This is a genomic window from Pseudomonas sp. S34, from assembly GCF_009866745.1.
GTDB lineage: Bacteria > Pseudomonadota > Gammaproteobacteria > Pseudomonadales > Pseudomonadaceae > Aquipseudomonas > Aquipseudomonas jessenii.
Window position 1 is genome coordinate 507444 of record NZ_CP019398.1, and the last position, 18232, is coordinate 525675.

Sequence of the window (18232 nt, forward strand, 5' to 3'; positions counted from 1 at the left end):
GAGGCGGGGAGGCGTAGGCCTCCCCGGTTCGTTTATGGAAACCACATGAAAATTCTGATCGTTGGGCCCAGTTGGGTCGGTGACATGGTGATGGCGCAGACACTTTTCCAGTGTCTGAAACAACGCCACCCGCAATGCGAAATCGACGTGCTGGCCCCCGAGTGGAGCCGGCCGATTCTTGAGCGCATGCCCGAAGTTCGCCAGGCCTTGAGCTTTCCGCTCGGTCACGGTGTCCTGGAACTGGCAACGCGTCGGCGCATCGGCAAATCCCTGGCTGGCCAGTACGACCAGGCGATCCTGTTACCCAATTCCCTGAAGTCGGCGCTGGTGCCGTTCTTTGCCGGGATCCCGAAGCGCACCGGCTGGCGTGGCGAGTTTCGCTATGGCCTGCTCAATGACGTGCGCACGCTGGACAAGGATCGTTATCCTCTGATGATCGAGCGGTTCATGGCCCTGGCTTACGAGCCGGGCGTTGAGTTGCCAAAGCCGTATCCACGTCCGAGCCTGCAGATCGACCCGGTTACACGCGAAGCGGCGCTTGCCAAGTTCGGCCTGACCCTCGATCGCCCGGTGTTGGCCCTGTGCCCCGGCGCCGAGTTTGGTGAGTCCAAGCGTTGGCCGTCCGAGCATTACGCCAAGGTTGCCGAAACGAAGATCCGCGAAGGCTGGCAAGTCTGGCTGTTCGGTTCGAAAAACGACCACGCCGTAGGCGAAGACATCCGCGCGCGGCTGATTCCCGGCCTGCGTGAAGAATCGGTCAACCTCAGCGGCGGCACCTCGCTGGCCGAAGCCATCGACCTGATGTCCTGCGCCGATGCGGTGGTGTCCAACGACTCCGGCCTGATGCACGTTGCCGCCGCCCTGAATCGCCCATTGGTGGCAGTCTACGGCTCGACGTCGCCAGGTTTCACGCCACCGTTGGCCGAGCACGTCGAAGTCGTTCGCCTGGGCATCGAGTGCAGTCCATGCTTCGACCGCACCTGCCGTTTCGGCCATTACAACTGCTTGCGCCAACTCATGCCGCAAGCGGTGAACGAAGCCCTGCAGCGGTTGCAAGGCACTCCGGTCGAGGTCAAATAGCTTGCGGGTTCTGTTGATCAAGACTTCTTCGCTGGGCGACGTCATTCATGCGTTGCCGGCGTTGACCGACGCGGCGCGGGCGATCCCCGGCATCAAATTCGACTGGGTGGTGGAAGAAGGCTTTGCCGAGATCCCGACCTGGCATCCAGCGGTGGGCAAGGTGATTCCGGTGGCGATACGTCGCTGGCGCAAAAACATCTGGCAGACCATCAAGAGCGGTGAGTGGAGGCGCTTCAAGCAAAGCGTTCGCGCCACGAAATATGACTTGGTGATCGACGCCCAGGGCCTGCTGAAAAGCGCCTGGCTGACCCGTTACGTCAAGGCGCCGGTGGCCGGCCTCGATAAAAACTCTGCACGCGAACCCATCGCTGCGCGCTTTTACGATCGACGCCTGGCCGTTGCCCGCGGGCAGCACGCGGTGGAGCGAGTGCGTCAGTTGTTCGCCATTGCGTTGGGCTATGACTTGCCCAAAGGCCTGGGCGACTACGGACTGAATATCGAGCGCCTGGTGGAATTGCCGCGCAAGAATCCGTACGTGGTGTTTCTGCACGGCACCACCTGGGACACCAAGCACTGGCCCGAAGCCTATTGGCGTGAGCTGACCGAGCGGGTCGGTTACCTGGGCGTAGGGGTGAAACTGCCGTGGGGCAATGCGCTGGAGAAAGCCCGGGCCGAGCGCATCGCAGCCGGTTTCAAACACGCCGAGGTATTGCCCAAACTGAACCTGGCCGGTGTCGGCAAGGTACTGGCGGGCGCACAGGCCTGCGTGGCGGTGGACACCGGCCTGGGCCATCTGGCCGCCGCGCTGGATGTGCCGACGCTGTCGCTGTTCGGCCCGACCAACCCGGGCCTGACCGGCGCCTATGGCAAGGTGCAGATTCACCTGGCCAGCGACTTCCCTTGTGCGCCGTGCCTGCAAAAGAAATGCACTTATCAACCGACGGCTGAAGATGCCCGTCAGTTTGACCTGAAACGCGAGTGGCCGTTGTGCTTCACGCGTCTGAATCCCGAGCGTGTCGCGAGCCGACTGAGCACGTTGTTAATGGCTGAGGAGCTGCGCTGATGCAATTGGCATTTGTCTTGTACAAGTATTTTCCATTTGGCGGCTTGCAGCGCGATTTCATGCGAATCGCCCTGGAGTGCCAGAAGCGCGGCCATCAGATTCGCGTCTACACGCTGATTTGGGAAGGTGACGTACCGCCGGGTTTCGAAGTGTTGGTGGCGCCGGTCAAGGCGTTCTTCAACCATCGGCGCAACGAAAAGCTCAGCGAATGGATGGACGCGGACCTGGCCAAGCGCCCGGTCGACCGCCTGATCGGCTTTAACAAGATGCCGGGCCTGGACGTCTACTACGCCGCCGACGGCTGTTTCGAAGACAAGGCGCAGAACCTGCGTAACTCGCTGTATCGCCGTTGGGGCCGCTATCGCCACTTCGCCGAATACGAGCGGGCGGTGTTTGCCAAAGAGGCGAAGACCGAAGTGCTGATGATTTCCGAGGTCCAGCAACCGCTGTTCATCAAGCATTACGACACGCCGCTGGAGCGCTTTCACCTGCTGCCACCGGGTATCGCCCAGGATCGTCGTCGGCCGGCCGATGCCGATGAAATTCGTGCCGGGTTCCGCGCTGAATTCAATCTCAAGGACGATGAACTGCTGCTGGTGCAGATCGGCTCCGGGTTCAAGACCAAGGGCGTCGATCGCAGCCTCAAGGCGCTGGCGGCATTGCCCGCTGATCTTAAGAAGCGCACCCGGCTGTTTGTAATTGGCCAGGATGACCCCAAGTTATTCCAGATGCAGAGCGCGACCTTGGGGCTGGGCGACAACGTCACGTTCCTCAAAGGGCGCAGTGACATTCCGCGTTTCCTGTTGGGTGCCGATCTGTTGATCCACCCGGCGTACAACGAGAATACCGGCACCGTGCTGCTCGAAGCCCTGGTGGCCGGCTTGCCGGTGCTGGTGAGCGCGGTGTGCGGTTACGCCCATTACATCGCCGAGGCCGATGCTGGCCTGGTGCTGGACGAACCGTTCGATCAGGCACAGCTGACGCAGTACCTGACCGGCATGTTGAACGACGCTCAAGCAAGGGCGGCCTGGAGCCGCAATGGTCTGGCCTTCGCCGAAACGGCCGACCTCTACAGCATGCCGCAGCACGCGGCGGATGTGATTCTGGCGGAGCACGCTTAAATGAAGTTGATGCTGGCTGAACCGTTCAAGAGCCTCTGGGCCGGACGCGACCCGTTCGCCGAAGTCGAGGGGCTCAAGGGCGAGGTGTACCGCGAGCTGGAAGCACGCCGGACATTACGCACGGAAGTCGACGGCAACGGGTTTTTCGTGAAAATCCACCGTGGCATCGGCTGGGGCGAAATATTCAAGAACCTGCTGACGGCCAAGCTTCCTGTACTGGGTGCCGGTCAGGAGTGGAAGGCGATTCAGCGACTGCAGGAAGTCGGCGTGCCGACCATGACCGCCGTCGCGTATGGCGAGAAGGGCCGTAACCCGGCCGATCAACATTCGTTCATCGTCACCGAAGAGCTGGCGCCGACGGTCAGCCTGGAAGATTTCAGCATCAACTGGACCCGACAGCCACCGGAGCCAAAACTCAAGCGCGCACTGATCGCCGAAGTCGCGCGCATGACCGGCATGATGCACCGCGCCGGGGTCAACCACCGCGACTGCTACATCTGCCATTTCCTGCTGCACACCGACAAACCGGTGACCGCCGACGACTTCAAGCTTTCGGTGATCGACCTGCACCGTGCCCAGACCCGTCCGGCGATCACCTTACGCTGGCGCAACAAGGACCTGGCTGCCCTGTACTTTTCCGCGCTGGACATCGGCCTGACCCGCCGCGACAAGCTGCGCTTCCTCAAAGGCTATTTCCAGCAACCGATACGACAGATCCTGTGTGAAGAGGCAGCTTTGCTGGCATGGCTCGACGGCAAGGCCAACAAGCTCTACGAGCGTAAACAGCGATACGGGGATGCGCTCTGATGTCGGGTTGGAAGCTGGAACCGGCCTACAGCGAGCTGGCCGATGACTTCGGCAGCCTCGAGGCTGTGTTTGCGCTGCAAGGCGAGCGTTTGACCCGTGACGCGCTCTCGGAGGTCATCCGTGTCGAGCGCAATGGCGTCAACTATTACGTCAAACGGTATGTGGGCGCCGGCAAAGGCTTGCGGCGTTACCTGGGCAAGCCTCGGGTGAAGATGGAATGGCAGAACCTCAAGCGCTTTGCCAAGTGGGGTATCCCCACTGCCGAAGTGGTGGCCTGGGGGCTGGAGCGGCGCGGTGCGGCCTACGCTCGCGGCGCGATGATTACCCGGGAGCTGCCGGGTACCGAGGACTTGTCGGCACTGGCCGAGCGCCACGACCCGAAGCTGGCGGACCGCGCCTGGGTCAATACCGTCAGTCGTCAGCTGGCCCAATACACCCGGACCATGCACGACCACCGCTTCACCCATAATGATTTGAAGTGGCGCAACCTGCTGATCGACGATCAGGCTCGAGTGTTTTTGATCGATTGCCCCAACGGCGATTTCTGGCGCGGTTTCTGGCTCAAGTACCGTATTACCAAGGATCTGGCGTGCCTGGACAAGGTCGCCAAATATCAATTGTCGGCTACACAGCGCCTGCGCTTTTACCTGCAATACCGCAACCGGACCCGGCTCAACGCTGCGGACAAAAAACGCATCCGGCACGTGGTGAGATTTTTCGAGGGACGCGAATGACTGACTTTCTGGCCGCTGAAGACCGTGCGCTGCTTGAGCGCCATGGCCTCGGCACGTTCGAGGCACTTTGGACCAAACAGCTCGATGCGGTGGACGAACCCAACACCGTTGGCGGCGGCTGGAGCAGCGTGTTTCGGCTGGATCTGGAAGGTCATGGTTTCTACCTCAAGCGTCAAAGCAACTACCTGACCCGCACCTTGCGCGCACCGTTCGGCGAGCCGAGTTTCGCTCGCGAGTTTCGCAACATCTCCCGTTACCGGAAGATGGGCATTCCGGCGCTCGAAGCGGTGTTCTACGGGGAGCGCAAGGTCAATGGCGAGGTCCGCGCGATCCTGCTGACCCGTGCCCTGGACGGTTGGGACGACCTCGACTCGCTGTTGCAGCGCTGGACTCAATTGAGCCCTGAGCAGCACTCGGAAATCCTCAAGGCCAGTGGCGAACTGGCCCGGCAGCTGCACGCCGCACGCCAGGTGCATGGGTGTTTCTATCCCAAGCACATTTTCATGCGCGCCACCGGCAACGGCTATCAGGCTCAATTGATCGACCTGGAAAAGACCCGGCCGCTGCTGTACGGGCAGCGTGACCGAATCAAGGACCTGGAGCCGCTGACGCGCCGTGCGCCCGAGTGGGGCGAGTCGCAACTGCGGCAATTGCTGGCCGCCTATCTGGATCAGCCGCAGGACAGCTCGCTGATCGATAGCTGGCTGCAGCGATTGACTGCGCGGCGTAGCCAAAAGAGGCCGCGCTGATGCGTTTATCCGAACTGAAGACCGCAGGCCGCACTCCCGTTTTGCCGCTGAGCGTTTCGTTGGCCGACGCCGCCGGCCCCGCCGAGCTGCAACTGCTGAGCCTGTTGCGGGTGTTGCCGGGGCAGCGTTATGTCGGTGCTGGCGTCTGGCGTGGCCGGCCGGTGTTGGCCAAATTGCTGGTCGGCAACAAGGCTGCACGGCATTTTCAGCGTGAACTGGATGGCGTGCGCCTGCTCTCTGCCCAGGGGCTGACCACGCCGCAGCTGTTGGCCGATGGCCTGAAGGACGGCGAGGGTGGCTGGCTGCTGTTTGATTTCCTTGAGCATGCCGAAAGCCTGGGCGACACCTGGAAACAGGTGGAGCAGCAGCCCGTACTGTCCGATGGGCAAGGGGCGGTGTTGGCCGAGGCGTTGGGCGCGATCGGACAGATGCATCGCAAGGGCCTGTGGCAGGAAGACCTGCACCTGGACAATTTGCTGCGTCAGGGTGGTCGCCTGTACCTGATCGATGGCGCAGGTATCTGCTGCGAGACAGCTGGTCAGCCGCTGTCCCGGCAGAAGGTCCTGGAAAACCTCGGGGTGTTCTTCGCCCAGTTGCCGAAGTCGATTGAACCCTTCATTGAAGAGTTGCTGGTGTATTACCTGCTTAGCAACGGCGAACACGCCTTGCCCATGGAGGCGTTGCAGAAGCAGATCGACAAGGTCCGCAGTTGGCGCCTCAAGGACTTCCTGATCAAGGTCGGCCGCGAGTGCACGCTGTTCAGCGTCCAGCGCGGAGCCTTCGGGTTACGGGCGATTCGCCGCGAGGAAGTGCCGTCGATGGTGCCTGTGCTGGAGCAGGCCGATGCCTTGCTCGATCAAGGGCACCTGTACAAGACCGGCGGTGCGGCGAGCGTCGGCAAGGTCGAGGTGGATGGCCGCACGCTGGTGATCAAGCGCTACAACATCAAGGGTTTTGCCCACTGGCTCAAGCGCTTCTGGCGCCCGAGCCGGGCCTGGCATTCATGGCGCGAAGGTAACCGCCTGGCGTTCCTCGGGATTGCCACGCCCAAGCCGCTGGCGTTGCTGGAAAAGCGTTTCCTGTGGCTGCGTAGCCGGGCTTACCTGATCACCGAGTACCTGCCGGGGCCGGACATCATCGAGCGTTTTGCGCCGTATGTGGAGCGTGGTGATGCACCGGAAGCCGAGCTGGCGGCACTGGATCATCTGTTCGCCGAGTTGATTCGTCTACGCATCAGCCATGGCGACTTCAAGGGGCATAACCTGTTCTGGCAGCAGGATCGCTGGGCGTTGATCGACCTCGATTCGATGTGCCAGCACGGCTCCCTCGGTAGTTTCTCCCCAGCGTATGCAAGGGATCGCGCGCGGTTCATGCGCAATTGGCCTGAGGGCAGTGCCCTTTATCAGGTCATCGATCAGCGTCTTCCCAAAGACATCTCCAGCGCGGGCTGAATCGGACCTTCGGTCCTTTCGCGAGCAAGCCCGCTCCCACAGTTGATCTATGTCGCCCACAAATATTGTGTTCGCTGGAGAGCTAATGTGGGAGCGGGCTTGCTCGCGAAGGGGCCGGAACTGCCAGCCGAGAAGGGCGACAAGTTCTTGTGAACCGTCCTACGCGATCTTGGGAAGTCATGAACTGTGGCCCAAATCGCCCGGATGCTAGTTTGCCTGACGTTCTCGGAGGGTAGGCTGTGACGATCAAAATGGCAGTTTCAGCGGGTGTTTTATCAGTGTCGCTAACGGGGTGCGGGACCGCCGCCACCGTCCTGCAGGATGAAGCCCAAGCCGCGCAGGGGCTGCGTCGGCAAAAGACCTATTGCCAATCCATTCCACGGGTCTACAGCGGCCTCGCCTACGACTTCTGTGTCTTGAATGCACCGCCAGACCCTACGGGTGTCCTTGTGCCGCTCGTATTGGTGGACCTGGCCGTGTCTGGCGCGCTGGATACCGTTGTCTTGCCGTACACGATTTACCGGCAAAGCGTGGACGGCAGTATCGCCATCTATTGGCGGCCTGCGCGCGGATAAAAAATGCCGTGAGGTCCCGGCCGTGGTTGCGTGCCGCTTGCGGCTAGAGGTTTGCCGCCGCTTTTACGCTATAATCCCGCCCTTTAGCTGTCTCTCGCTCATTGCGAGGGCACATTAATTTTTGAGGCGCTTGCGCCTGCATGCAGACTAAAGAGGCTAGACCCCTGTGGCATTGACGATTCTTGGCCTGTCCGGCGCCCTTAGCCATGATCCTTCCGCAGCCCTGTATATCGACGGCAAGCTGGTCGCGGCGGCTGAAGAGGAACGCTTCGTACGCGATAAACATGCAAAGAACCGCATGCCCTACGAATCGGCGAAATTCTGCCTGGAACAGGCCGGTATCAAGCCGTCCGACGTTGACGTGGTCGCGATTCCATTCGCACCGATCAGTCTGTTCGGCAAGGCCCGCTGGCAGTACGCCAAGCGTTACTGGTACGCCCCGGACCGTGCACTCGACGCGATCCTGATGGGCAATCGTCGCTACAAGCGCTATCGCAACAAGATCGTCTGGTGCCTGGAGCAGCTGGGTTTTGATCCGAAGAAGATCAAGATCGAGCCGGTCGAGCACCACCTTGCCCACGCCTCCAGCGCTTATCACTGTTCCGGTTTCAAAGAGAAAACCGCGATCCTGGGCATCGACGGCAAGGGCGAGTACGCCACGACCTTCTTCGGTTATGGCGAAAACGGCAAGATCCACAAGATCAAGGAATTCTTCGATCCGGACTCCCTCGGCGGCCTGTATGGCGCGATCACCGAGTTCCTCGGTTTCGATATGCTCGACGGTGAGTTCAAGGTCATGGGCATGGCGCCGTACGGCGACGCCAGCAAATATGATTTCTCGCGCTTGGCTTCGTTCGAAAACGGCGAACTGGTGATCAACACCGACTACGCCAACGTCATCGGCCTGCGTCGCTACAAAGAAAAGGGCAAGGGTTACTACTTCTCGCCGAAACTGATCGAGTGGCTGGGTCCAAAGCGCGAAGGCGACATCGCCGACGAGCCTTACATCCACTACGCCGCCAGCATTCAAGCGCTGTTCGAAAAGATTGCGCTGCAGATGATCGACCACTACCTGGGCGACGTGCTCAAGGAAACCGGCAAACTGGCCTATGCCGGTGGCTGTGCGTTGAACGTCAAGCTGAACCAGAAAATCATCGCCCGCGACGACGTCAAAGAGCTGTTCGTACAGCCGGCGTCCGGTGATGCCGGTACCGCAGTCGGCGCGGCAGCCTATGTGTCCCACGCCCGCGGCGTGCCGGTCGAGAAGATGGAACACGTCTACCTCGGCCCGTCGTACAGCAACGAAGACGTGATTGCCGCATGCGCCCGTCACGAGAACAAGCCGACCTGGCGCAAGCTCGACAACATGCCGGAGCAGATCGCCAAAATCATGGTCGATGGCAACCCGGTGGCCTGGTTCCAGGGCCGCATGGAGTTCGGTCCGCGTGCACTGGGCGGGCGTTCGATCATCGGTTGCCCAAGCGTGCCGGGCGTGGCCGACCGCATCAACCACCAGATCAAGTTCCGCGAGCGCTGGAGGCCTTTCTGCCCGTCGATGCTCGACACCGTGGCGCCGCAGATGATCAAGATCGATCACCCGGCTCCGTTCATGACCTTCACCTTCGAAGTGGCTGAAGAGTGGAAAACCCGCGTGCCGGAAGTCGTCCACGAAGACGGCACCTCCCGGGCCCAGGTGCTCAAGCGCGAATATAACCCGCGCTACTACGACATGATGAAAGCGCTGGAAGTGCTCACCGGCAACGGCGTGTCGCTCAACACCTCGCTCAACCGTCGTGGCGAGCCGATGATCTGCTCGCCGACCGATGCATTGAATATGTTCTTCGGCTCCGATCTGCAGTACCTGATCATGGAAGACATCCTGGTGGTCAAAGAGGGCGCAAACGCTTATGACTCGCTCGGCTGAACGCCATGTGCTGCAGTTCTGCCACGGCTATGACGGGCCGTTCCTGGACTGCGCACGGCAGTACGCCAGTCTGTTCGCGGGCACCGGTTATCGGGTGACCACGGTCTTTCTGACCGGGGCTGCCGATAGCGAGGTGGCCGCAGCGTGTGCTTCCGATGAAGTGTTGTTCATGGAATACAGCTCCAAGGCCATTCGCGGCCTGAAGCTGGGTGCCATCGGCGATCTGCGCAAGATCGCCGCGTCGCGCAACTTCAGTTTCTGCATCGCCCATCGCTTCAAGCCGATCTACATCGCCTTGCTCGGCACTTCGTTGCCGGTGATTGGCGTGCACCACGCGTTTGACGATTACAAGCGCGGCACGCGCAAACTGTTCGCGCATATTTTCCGCAAGCGTCTGAGCCTGCTCGGTGTGTCCGATGCGGTGCGCGACGACATGCGCCAATGCCTGCCGAAATGGCCGGCGACGCGTATTCAAACCCTTTACAACCGCATTGACGTGCCTGCGCTGCAAGCCAGTCAGGTTTCCGCTCGCGAAGCTCGGGAAACCCTCGGTCTCTCGGCTGATGCGTGGATTGTCGGCAACGTTGGCCGACTGCACCCGGACAAGGATCAGGCTACTCTGCTGCACGGTTTTGCTGCGGCGTTGCCGGGGCTTCCGGGCAACAGCCAACTGGTGATTCTCGGCAAGGGGCGTCTGGAGCAGGATCTCAAGGAGCTGGCTCGGGAGCTGGGTATCGGTGATCGGGTGCTGTTCCTCGGTCAGGTGCCGGACGCGCGCAATTATTTCCGCGCCTTTGATGTATTTGCCCTGAGTTCCGATCACGAACCGTTCGGCATGGTGCTGCTGGAGGCAATGGCCGCTGGCGTACCCTTGCTCGCCACAGCGTGTGGCGGGGCGAAGGAAGTGGTCGAAGGCGTGGGCATTCTGTTCCCGCTCGGCGATGCTGAACACCTTGCACAAGGCCTGCAACATTTGGCGGGTATGGATGATCAACAGCGCCGTCAATGCGCCGAGATGATGCTCGATCGCTTGCGTGAGCGTTTCTCCGACCGTGCGGTGCGCGACACCTTCTGGCGTCTGCCGCAAGTTACCGATCTGGCACCGAGGGGCTGATGCTCAACCGATTCCAAGGCTGGCGCGAACGTGGCTGGTCGCCCGTTGACGCCTCTACCTACGCAAAAGCCTGGCAGCAATTTGGCGGAAGCGTCGCGACTCACCCTCTGGTGGTCGAACGTCTGGCGGATCTTGCCGGCATCCCGGTGCGATACCTGGCCTGGGAGCAACAGGGCGAAGTCAAGGCCGCGATCCCGACCTGGGGCCGCGATGTGGCGCTGTCCAAGGATGTGCTCAAGCGCAACGGCAAAAAAGGCCTGTTCGATCTCGGCAATGCCGAGCTGATTTTACCGGCCGCCGCTGATGTTCAGGCCCCTCTGCGCCATCGTGCACGCTACTTGTCGGCACTCAACGAAACCCGCTTCAGCGGCATGAAGTTGCAGGCAGAACAACTGGCCATGGCCCGTACCCCGGAAGAGCTGTCGAAGAAGTTTCGCTACAACCAGCGCCGCGAATTGCGTCTGCTGGAAGAGGCGGGCGGTGTGGTGCGTCCGGTCGGCGAATTTTCCAGCGCTGAATTGGCGGCGATCTACTGTGATCTGTTCCAGCGTCGTTGGGGGTTCCCGGCCACCGGCGCTGCGCGCATGGCCGAAGTCCTCGAGCTGCTGCGCGAGTTGCTGATCGGTTCGGTGATCTTCCTCAACGATGCGCCGATTGCGATTCAACTGGTGTACCGCGTCGAAGCGCCGGAATGGATCAGTGTCGAGTACATCAACGGCGGCGTTGACCCCGAAACCCGCGAATTCAGCCCCGGTAGCGTATTGAGCTTCATCAATACGCAAAGCGCCTGGGAGCATGCCCGGGCGCAGGACAAACCGTTGCGCTTTTCCTTCGGTCGCGCCGACCGTGAATACAAGGATCGCTGGTGCAACCCTGTGCCGGTCTTCACCGTATGAGCCAAACCATGAGCCGCAAACAGCAACTGCTCAAGCGCCATCGGCGCAACAAACGTATCGGCCTGCTGATTGCGCTGGTGCTGTTGATCGTCATGGGTGTACTGGTGGCCTGGTGGTTGCCGCTGGTGCTGGCGGTTCTGGGTTGGGTTGCCCACGAAGCCTGGTTTGCCGACCACCTGTTCTACTCACCGAAAGACGATTACCAGTACAGCTTTCCCCCCTACACGCCCCAGCCCAAGGTGCACCTGAACGGTGAACATTTGCGGCTGGACGAGGGCGTGATGCTGGTCGACGATGCGACGCTGGTGCTGGCGCTGCGGGTGAAAAGCACCTGGCTGGGACGTTTTATCGATCCAGTGGTCGAGTTGGCGGGGGGCGAAAACCCTGACCGACAAACCTTCGAACGAGGCGTAAACGGCCTGCGTTACCTCAATCTCAGTGGTCAGGCTCAGGCGCTGTCGCGTGGTGAGCTGCGCTTGCGCGGGCGTTTCTGTCGTGTGTTCGGTGAGCCTGTGCTGTGGGCACTGGAACATCCGGATTATCGGCGTCAACGGGTGATGGTCATCGCGCCCCACGCCGATGATGCCGAGCTGGCAGCCTACGGTTTGTACAGCCAGGCCGACGAAACCTGGATCGTCACGCTGACAGCGGGCGAAATCGAAGCCGAACACTACCGGCAGATGGGACTGAACAAGGTCGATGCGGCCCGCTTGAAAGGCCGCCTGCGCACCTGGGACAGCATCACCGTGCCACGTTGGGCCGGTGTACCCGAGGCCCGCTGCGTACAACTGGGTTATTTCTGCCTGCAACTGGCGAGCATGCAGGCCGCGCCTGCGGTGACCGCGGGATCGCGGGAAGCGGACCTGGACGATACCCGGCTGTTCCGTCAGTTGAATCCTTTCACGCTACCGGGCGATGCCGATGGCGCGCCGACCTGGAACAATCTGCTGGCGGATCTGCGTGAGTTGCTGCTGCGGGCCCGCCCCGAGGTCATCGTCCTGCCGCATCCGACCCTCGATCCGCATCCCGACCATGTCTGCGCCCAGGCGGCAGTTCTCGAAGCCTTGCAAGGCCTGGACTGGCAGCCGACCACGCTATTGGGCTATGCCAACCACCTGCACGACAACGACCGCTGGCCGATGGGCGATACCGGTGATGGCATCGCCCTGCCGCCAGCCTTCGATCCGGCCCAGCCGATGCAGCCTTATTGCCTGCCCTTGCCGCTGGAGCAGCAGCGAGACAAGGCCATGGCGTTGGGCATGATGCACGACCTGCAATCGGCGATGCCGTTCAAGCGTCGCTTGCGTCGGTTGATACAACGTTTGTTGGCCGGCCGGTTGCCGTCCAGCTATGGCCAGAACGAATTCTTTCGCAAGGCCGTCCGGCGCCACGAGCTTTTGTGGTCCATCAAGCACACACCAGGCAATGTTTCTCAGCGGGGAGAGTTATGAGTCAGCGGTCAAAGGTCTTGCAGCTGCAGCCTGACTACAATGTCAAAGCCCATGATTTCGCCGACCTCGCGGAGCAAATCGTCAAGGCCCTGCCCAGTGATCGCTATGAAGTGACCGCCGCGTTTCTGCGCGGAAAACCCGGGCCGGGCGAAGCAGTGAGCCAAGCCGACCGTTCGGTGTACTTCGAATTTTCCGACAAATCTCTCAAGGGCATGCGCCTGCGGGCCATGTGGCAGCTGTACAAGTTCTGCCGTCGGGAAAAATTCGATGTGGTGATCTGCAACCGCTTCAAGCCGGTGAACATGATGCTGGCGCTCAACCGCTGGTTGAAAGTGCCGTTGTGCATCGGCATTTCCCACGGCTTTGGCGAGTACGACCGTTTTTACCGGCGCCGCCAGACCCAGCGACTGATCGATCGTCACTGGCGCTTCGTCGGCGTGTCGCCGGCGGTGAAACAGTATCTGCTGGACTGTGACTGTGGCTTCACCGATCAGAATACCTATGCCATCACCAATGCCATCGACATCGAGCAGGCCGAAGGTCTGCAACACAGTCGTGAAAAGGCCCGTGAAATGCTGGGCATCGATCCGTCGGTGCGGCTGATCGGTGCGTTGGGGCGACTGGTGCCGGTCAAGGGCCATATCTATTTGCTGCAGGCCTTCGCGGCACTCAAGGACAAGTACCCCAATACCCAACTGGCGATCATTGGTGCCGGCCGCGAAGAGTCGCGTCTGGCCGCGGAAATCGACCGCCTCGGCCTCAGCGGTCGCGCCCATTTGCTGGGGTTCAAGGAAATTGCCCTGCAGTACATTCGAGCTTTCGACATCTGGACCATGCCTTCTTTGGCCGAAGGCCTCGGGCTGGCGCTGCTCGAAGGCATGAGCGGGCATTTGCCGGTGATCGCCTCGAACGTGCCGGCCATGTTGCCGCTCATCGAGGGGGCCGGTGGCCTGGCGATTACGCCGAAGGATGTGCCGACGCTGCAGGCGGCGCTGGACACTTATCTTGGCCTTTCGGATGACGAGCTCAAGGCCAAGGGCGAGCAGTCCTTCCGTTATCTGCAGCAACACCATGACATTGAGGAGTTCCGTCGCGAATACCTCAATCTGATCGATTCCGGCCTGGAACAGGCCCGCAAGGAGCAGCCATGAACGACGCGCAACCCATCGTCACAGTCATCATCGCGTCGTACAACCATGCCCCATACATCGAGGAAAGCATTCTCAGCGTCCTCAACCAGACCTATCGGAACATCGAGTTGCTGGTGGTCGACGACGGCTCGAAGGATGACAGCGTCGAGCGGATCAAGGCATTGCAGGCCATCCATGGCTTCGACTTCCGGGTTCAGGAAAACCAGGGGCTGACCAACACCCTCAACGGTGCAATTGCCCGGGCCAAGGGCAGCCTGATCGTGCCGTTCGGTTCGGATGACATCATGCTGCCGGAGCGAATCGCCACTCAGGTCGCGCATATGGAGGGCAAGCCCGAGGTCGGCATTTGCGCCGGTAACATCGAACTGATCGATGCCGACGGCAATCTCTACCCCGAGAAGCGCCAGCGTCGGGATGTGCCGTTCCGTCGTCTGGATTTCGACGACATGTTCCTCGAGCGCAAGCCCTATCCTCCGGCGCCTACCCTGATGATCCGCCGCGAAGCGCTGGACAAGGTGGGCGGTTTCGACCCGACCATTCGCCTGGAAGACTTGCTGATCGAGCTGAAGGTGACCCATGCCGGTTACTTCATCGATGGTCTGAATGTGTTGATGGCGCGCTATCGCAAGCACGCCACCAACTCCTACAAGAACCACCGCTTCATGATCGATAGCATCCTGCGCACCTACGCGCTCTTCAGCGATCACCCGCTGTATGACGAGGTGCGCTACAAGTTCCTCAATTCCATGTTCCTCAAGACCGCCAACCGTGATCGCAAGCTGGCGCGGGAGTTGCTGGCGCAGATTCCGTTCAAGGCCTGGAACAAGAAAACCTGGCGTGGACTGGGCCGGATGTATTTCTCACGGCTGGAGAAAGACTGAGCCGGAGGCTGGATTCAAGGGGGGGAAGGCGGGGCATTGTCCTCGCAGGCATGCCCCGGAAACGGCTCAACGTTGTTGAGCTGTTTCCTCCGGAAGTTCTTTCCTCGGCTTCCTGTTCTGGCGCAACCAGTGCAGGGTTTTCTTGCCGGCATTGATACCGGGCTTTTCGATGTACAGGTAAGTCAGGCTGCTGATGATGATCAGCAGGCAACTGCACACGGCCAGCAACGGCAGGAAGACCCAGGCTTGCCGGACATCAAGGTGCAATATCGGCGGTAGTCGCTGCACCAGTACCCATAGCACGAAACCGTGCAGCAGATACGTGCTGTAGCTGATTTCCCCCAGCCAGCGGATGCTGCGTGGTCTCAGGGCACCGAACAAGGTATTGCCGGACGCCACGATCACAAAGAACAGTGAAAGCAGCAGCAGCGCCCCCAGGTTGAATGCCCGGTTGAACGCCGTAAAGGCGATCGCCAGCGCGAGCAGGGCGACGATGCCCGCCAGTGGAGACAGGCTCCAGGCGACCCATTGTGGACGGCGAATCCAGTACGCCGCAGCGATGCCGCCGAGGAAGCTGGCCAGGAAGTGCTTCTTCAGCGAGTGTTCCCAGCCGACCACCTGGTACAGGATATAGATGCCGATCAGGCACAGCACCGTCTGCATCCAGCCGCCGCGATAAATGAACACCATGGCGGCCAGTGGCAGGGCCAGGTAGAAAAACAACTCGTACCCCAGCGTCCAGGTGACGTTGGAGATCAGCATGCCGGTCTGGTGGTACTGGTTGACGTCTGGCCGGTCGAAGATCAGCCAGGCCAGGGTCTGGCCAATGAGTTGGGTGCCGGAGTCCTTGAGTTCCCAGTCCTGCAAATAGAACACACAGACAAACACGGTCAACATCAGCGGCAGGTAGAGCGGGTAGAGGCGAAACAGCCTGGATACCGCAAATGCCAGCCAGTCGTGCTGCCGTCCGTGGGTGAGCAAGCGGTTCCAGAACAGAAAGCCGGTGATCATGAAAAAGAGGGCGACGCTACCCTGGCCGAGCTGCGAGTAGAAGTTGCTCGGTGGAAAGTCGATCACGCCGGTTTTCAGAAAGATCCAGGTAATGATCGAGTGGTGCACGAACACGCCGAAGGCCAGATACCCGCGTAAGCCGTCGATGCCGGCAAAGCGGCTTTCGCCCCAATGCTCCAGCTCTCGGGGGATTTTCGGCACGCTGCGCAACAGTAGCGCAGCGGTCGCGATGGCGAGCAGGTAGGCCGCCATCGCGATAAGCGGGTTGGTTTCTGTCATCAGTGAGCCTGGGCCGGAGGACTACCGGCCAGCACGTGCCTGTGCAAATTATCCACGTCGGCTTTCGAAGCCGTCGCGGCGTATCCCAGCAGCAGTGCTTCGAAGTGATCCTCGAACAACCAATGCCGATCCGATGCATAGCGCTGCATGTGGCGCAGATTACGCCGACGCAGGGAAGGGCTCAATGCCGAGGGGTAAATTCGCAGGTCGGCCAGGTCGATCAGGCCGAACTCGCCGTCCTCCAGCACCAGCACATTGCCCAGGTGCAGGGAGCGGAAGTAGACCCCTTGCTGGTGCAGTTGAGCCATGAATTTACCGAAGCGCTCCACCAGTGCCTGGCGCACCGCCGGGGCGGTGATGCCTTGCAGGATCTGGCGCAGCGTGTTGCCTGGCAACGGGGAGTAATGCACGGCGGTGCTGCCGTCTTCGAACCGGTAAAGGTCGAGGATGTGCGGTGTCGGGATGCCCATGCCGCGCAGTTGCACGCTATTGACGGCAAACCGATCGGAGTAGGGCGTGAAACTGCCCGAGGTATACCAGCGACGGCGACGGAACAGCTTGAGAAAACTGCCATCGGTCAGGCGCAGGACCTTGGGGCCCAGACCATCCTCTTCGATGACCCTGGCATCGGCAGTCAGCTGTTGCAGGGCGCTTGGTGTCGCCGTCTTGATCGGCGTGTCCAGCAGGCGCCGGGCACGTTGATTGATGCTCAATGCGGCAATCAGCGCCAAGGGGATCCATAGCAGGAACCAGTGCTCCTTGGGGCGAGAGATGATCCCGCCACCTTCAGTCAGGCCTGCACCGATACCGAAGGCCAGCCAGGCTGAGGCGATGATAAACAGCGGTTGCACACGATGGCGCCGGCTGCTGATGAAGCTCCATACAACAAAGAACAGCCATGGCAGCAGGCCGATAATGCCGACGTAGTAGAGCACGCCCAGGGCAAAGCTATGGGGTTCCTGAAGGTTGTAGCCTACGCCGGGGTCCAGTCTCAGTGCGGCGTTGTAACCGTGCCCGATCCATGGGTGTTCAGCGATCCGGTTCAGGGTCAATTGCCAGAGCTCGATGCGGAAGGAACTGCCTCTTTCGAAGATTTTGTCCGCAAACAACGCGAAAGTCGCCGTACCGGCGAAGAACATGGCGCCAAGCATGAAGACCGAGCGTCGATTCCAGCAGATGAAACACAGCCATAGCGCCGCCAGCGTCAGTGCAACCAGTGGGGTCCTGGAGCCGGTGGCCAGCACTGCGGCAAACATGATCGCCATCGCCGGTACGCTCAGCCAAAGTACCTGGCGTCGCTTGCAGGTCATGCTCAGGCTCAGCCAATAGGTACAAAAAAAGCCGAAAACGTGGGAGCTGAGCAGTGGATTGTCGAATGCGCCTACACCGATCAAGCGCATTTCCGGTTGGTAGATCTGGTCGAACCTGTACAGGTTGTAGGCAGAGATGACCAGTGCCACCGTCGCGGCGCAGAACAGCAGGGGCTGGATGATTTCGCTGCGAAAGCGCACCAGCAGGTAGCAGCCAACGAACAGCAACAAGGTGTGCAATGGCGGTTTGAACTGGCCAAAGTCGATGTCGTCGTCTGGCCTCCAGCACAGGCTGAGCAGTGCCCACGCCATAAATAGCAGGGCTGCAATGACGATCGGCTCGCGCAGCAACTCTTTGCCGAGCCGCGGCCGCAGGCACAGTGCAAAGAGTGCCGGAATGCTGAACAGGCCATAATAAAGCTTGTGATGCACACTGCGCCCCGGCAGGAAAAACAGCGCACAAAGCAGCAACAGATAACCGAGCGGAAGGATCCACAAACAAATGAAATCGAAGATTCTGTTGGACGTGCTGTTCAAAACGTTTAATTGCATGCTGGGTAACTTATTCCTGAATTGAGCGACCATACCAAGGCAGGGACATCGGGTGGCTATTTGACGCGCCACAATACACAGAC

At 60.7% G+C, this 18232-nt stretch carries 16 protein-coding genes; 14 read left to right on the plus strand and 2 right to left on the minus strand.

Annotated features, from left to right (window positions below; translation table 11 throughout):
* Positions 1 to 45: 45 nt before the first annotated feature.
* The 14 genes from waaF (at position 46) to PspS34_RS02250 (ending at position 14997) form a co-directional block, all read left to right on the plus strand.
* Complete coding sequence (gene waaF / locus PspS34_RS02185) at positions 46 to 1080, plus strand: lipopolysaccharide heptosyltransferase II (RefSeq protein ID WP_154861148.1); 1035 nt, start codon at positions 46 to 48, stop codon at positions 1078 to 1080.
* 1 nt (position 1081) lies between these two features.
* Entirely contained in the window at positions 1082 to 2143 is a 1062-nt protein-coding gene (waaC, locus tag PspS34_RS02190) for a lipopolysaccharide heptosyltransferase I (protein WP_154861147.1), read from the plus strand.
* Positions 2143 to 3264 (plus strand): glycosyltransferase family 4 protein, encoded by a 1122-nt coding sequence (locus tag PspS34_RS02195; RefSeq protein WP_102671102.1) that lies wholly within the window; start codon positions 2143 to 2145, stop codon positions 3262 to 3264. Before waaC ends, PspS34_RS02195 begins: the two co-directional genes overlap by 1 nt.
* Positions 3265 to 4071, plus strand: a complete 807-nt coding sequence (gene rfaP, locus PspS34_RS02200; protein ID WP_057712288.1) for a lipopolysaccharide core heptose(I) kinase RfaP — start codon at positions 3265 to 3267, stop codon at positions 4069 to 4071. It abuts the gene before it with no gap.
* Positions 4071 to 4805 carry a lipopolysaccharide kinase InaA family protein gene (locus PspS34_RS02205; protein ID WP_154861146.1) on the plus strand — a complete coding sequence of 245 codons (735 nt, stop codon included), beginning with the start codon at positions 4071 to 4073 and terminating at the stop codon, positions 4803 to 4805. The genes rfaP and PspS34_RS02205 overlap by 1 nt, the downstream gene beginning before the upstream one ends.
* Positions 4802 to 5554 carry a lipopolysaccharide kinase InaA family protein gene (locus PspS34_RS02210; RefSeq protein WP_057712286.1) on the plus strand — a complete coding sequence of 251 codons (753 nt, stop codon included), beginning with the start codon at positions 4802 to 4804 and terminating at the stop codon, positions 5552 to 5554. The genes PspS34_RS02205 and PspS34_RS02210 overlap by 4 nt, the downstream gene beginning before the upstream one ends.
* On the plus strand, positions 5554 to 7005 hold the full coding sequence (locus PspS34_RS02215; RefSeq protein WP_154861145.1) for a lipopolysaccharide kinase InaA family protein: 1452 nt from the start codon (positions 5554 to 5556) through the stop codon (positions 7003 to 7005). The genes PspS34_RS02210 and PspS34_RS02215 overlap by 1 nt, the downstream gene beginning before the upstream one ends.
* Positions 7006 to 7244: 239 nt before the next feature.
* Positions 7245 to 7580, plus strand: coding sequence for a YceK/YidQ family lipoprotein (locus PspS34_RS02220; protein WP_154861144.1), 336 nt, complete (start codon positions 7245 to 7247; stop codon positions 7578 to 7580).
* 166 nt (positions 7581 to 7746) lie between these two features.
* On the plus strand, positions 7747 to 9504 hold the full coding sequence (locus PspS34_RS02225; protein WP_150811915.1) for a carbamoyltransferase: 1758 nt from the start codon (positions 7747 to 7749) through the stop codon (positions 9502 to 9504).
* Positions 9488 to 10618, plus strand: a complete 1131-nt coding sequence (locus PspS34_RS02230; RefSeq protein ID WP_057712282.1) for a glycosyltransferase — start codon at positions 9488 to 9490, stop codon at positions 10616 to 10618. Before PspS34_RS02225 ends, PspS34_RS02230 begins: the two co-directional genes overlap by 17 nt.
* Positions 10618 to 11514 carry a GNAT family N-acetyltransferase gene (locus PspS34_RS02235; protein ID WP_102669307.1) on the plus strand — a complete coding sequence of 299 codons (897 nt, stop codon included), beginning with the start codon at positions 10618 to 10620 and terminating at the stop codon, positions 11512 to 11514. Before PspS34_RS02230 ends, PspS34_RS02235 begins: the two co-directional genes overlap by 1 nt.
* Positions 11515 to 11522: 8 nt before the next feature.
* Positions 11523 to 12965 carry a PIG-L family deacetylase gene (locus PspS34_RS02240; protein WP_154861143.1) on the plus strand — a complete coding sequence of 481 codons (1443 nt, stop codon included), beginning with the start codon at positions 11523 to 11525 and terminating at the stop codon, positions 12963 to 12965.
* The gene (locus PspS34_RS02245) at positions 12962 to 14116 is read left to right on the plus strand and encodes a glycosyltransferase family 4 protein (protein WP_154861142.1); all 1155 of its coding nucleotides are present in this window, start codon (positions 12962 to 12964) and stop codon (positions 14114 to 14116) included. The genes PspS34_RS02240 and PspS34_RS02245 overlap by 4 nt, the downstream gene beginning before the upstream one ends.
* Positions 14113 to 14997 carry a glycosyltransferase gene (locus tag PspS34_RS02250; RefSeq protein ID WP_102669306.1) on the plus strand — a complete coding sequence of 295 codons (885 nt, stop codon included), beginning with the start codon at positions 14113 to 14115 and terminating at the stop codon, positions 14995 to 14997. The genes PspS34_RS02245 and PspS34_RS02250 overlap by 4 nt, the downstream gene beginning before the upstream one ends.
* A gap of 66 nt (positions 14998 to 15063) precedes the next feature.
* Here the strand turns inward: PspS34_RS02250 and PspS34_RS02255 are convergent, their stop codons facing one another.
* Together PspS34_RS02255 and PspS34_RS02260 are read right to left on the minus strand one after the other, a co-directional pair.
* Positions 15064 to 16287 (minus strand): acyltransferase, encoded by a 1224-nt coding sequence (locus PspS34_RS02255; RefSeq protein WP_154861141.1) that lies wholly within the window; start codon positions 16285 to 16287, stop codon positions 15064 to 15066.
* A complete protein-coding gene (locus PspS34_RS02260; protein ID WP_154861140.1) occupies positions 16287 to 18149 on the minus strand; it encodes a bifunctional O-antigen ligase/aminoglycoside phosphotransferase family protein in 1863 nt (620 codons plus the stop codon). The genes PspS34_RS02255 and PspS34_RS02260 overlap by 1 nt, the downstream gene beginning before the upstream one ends.
* Positions 18150 to 18232: the final 83 nt, after the last annotated feature.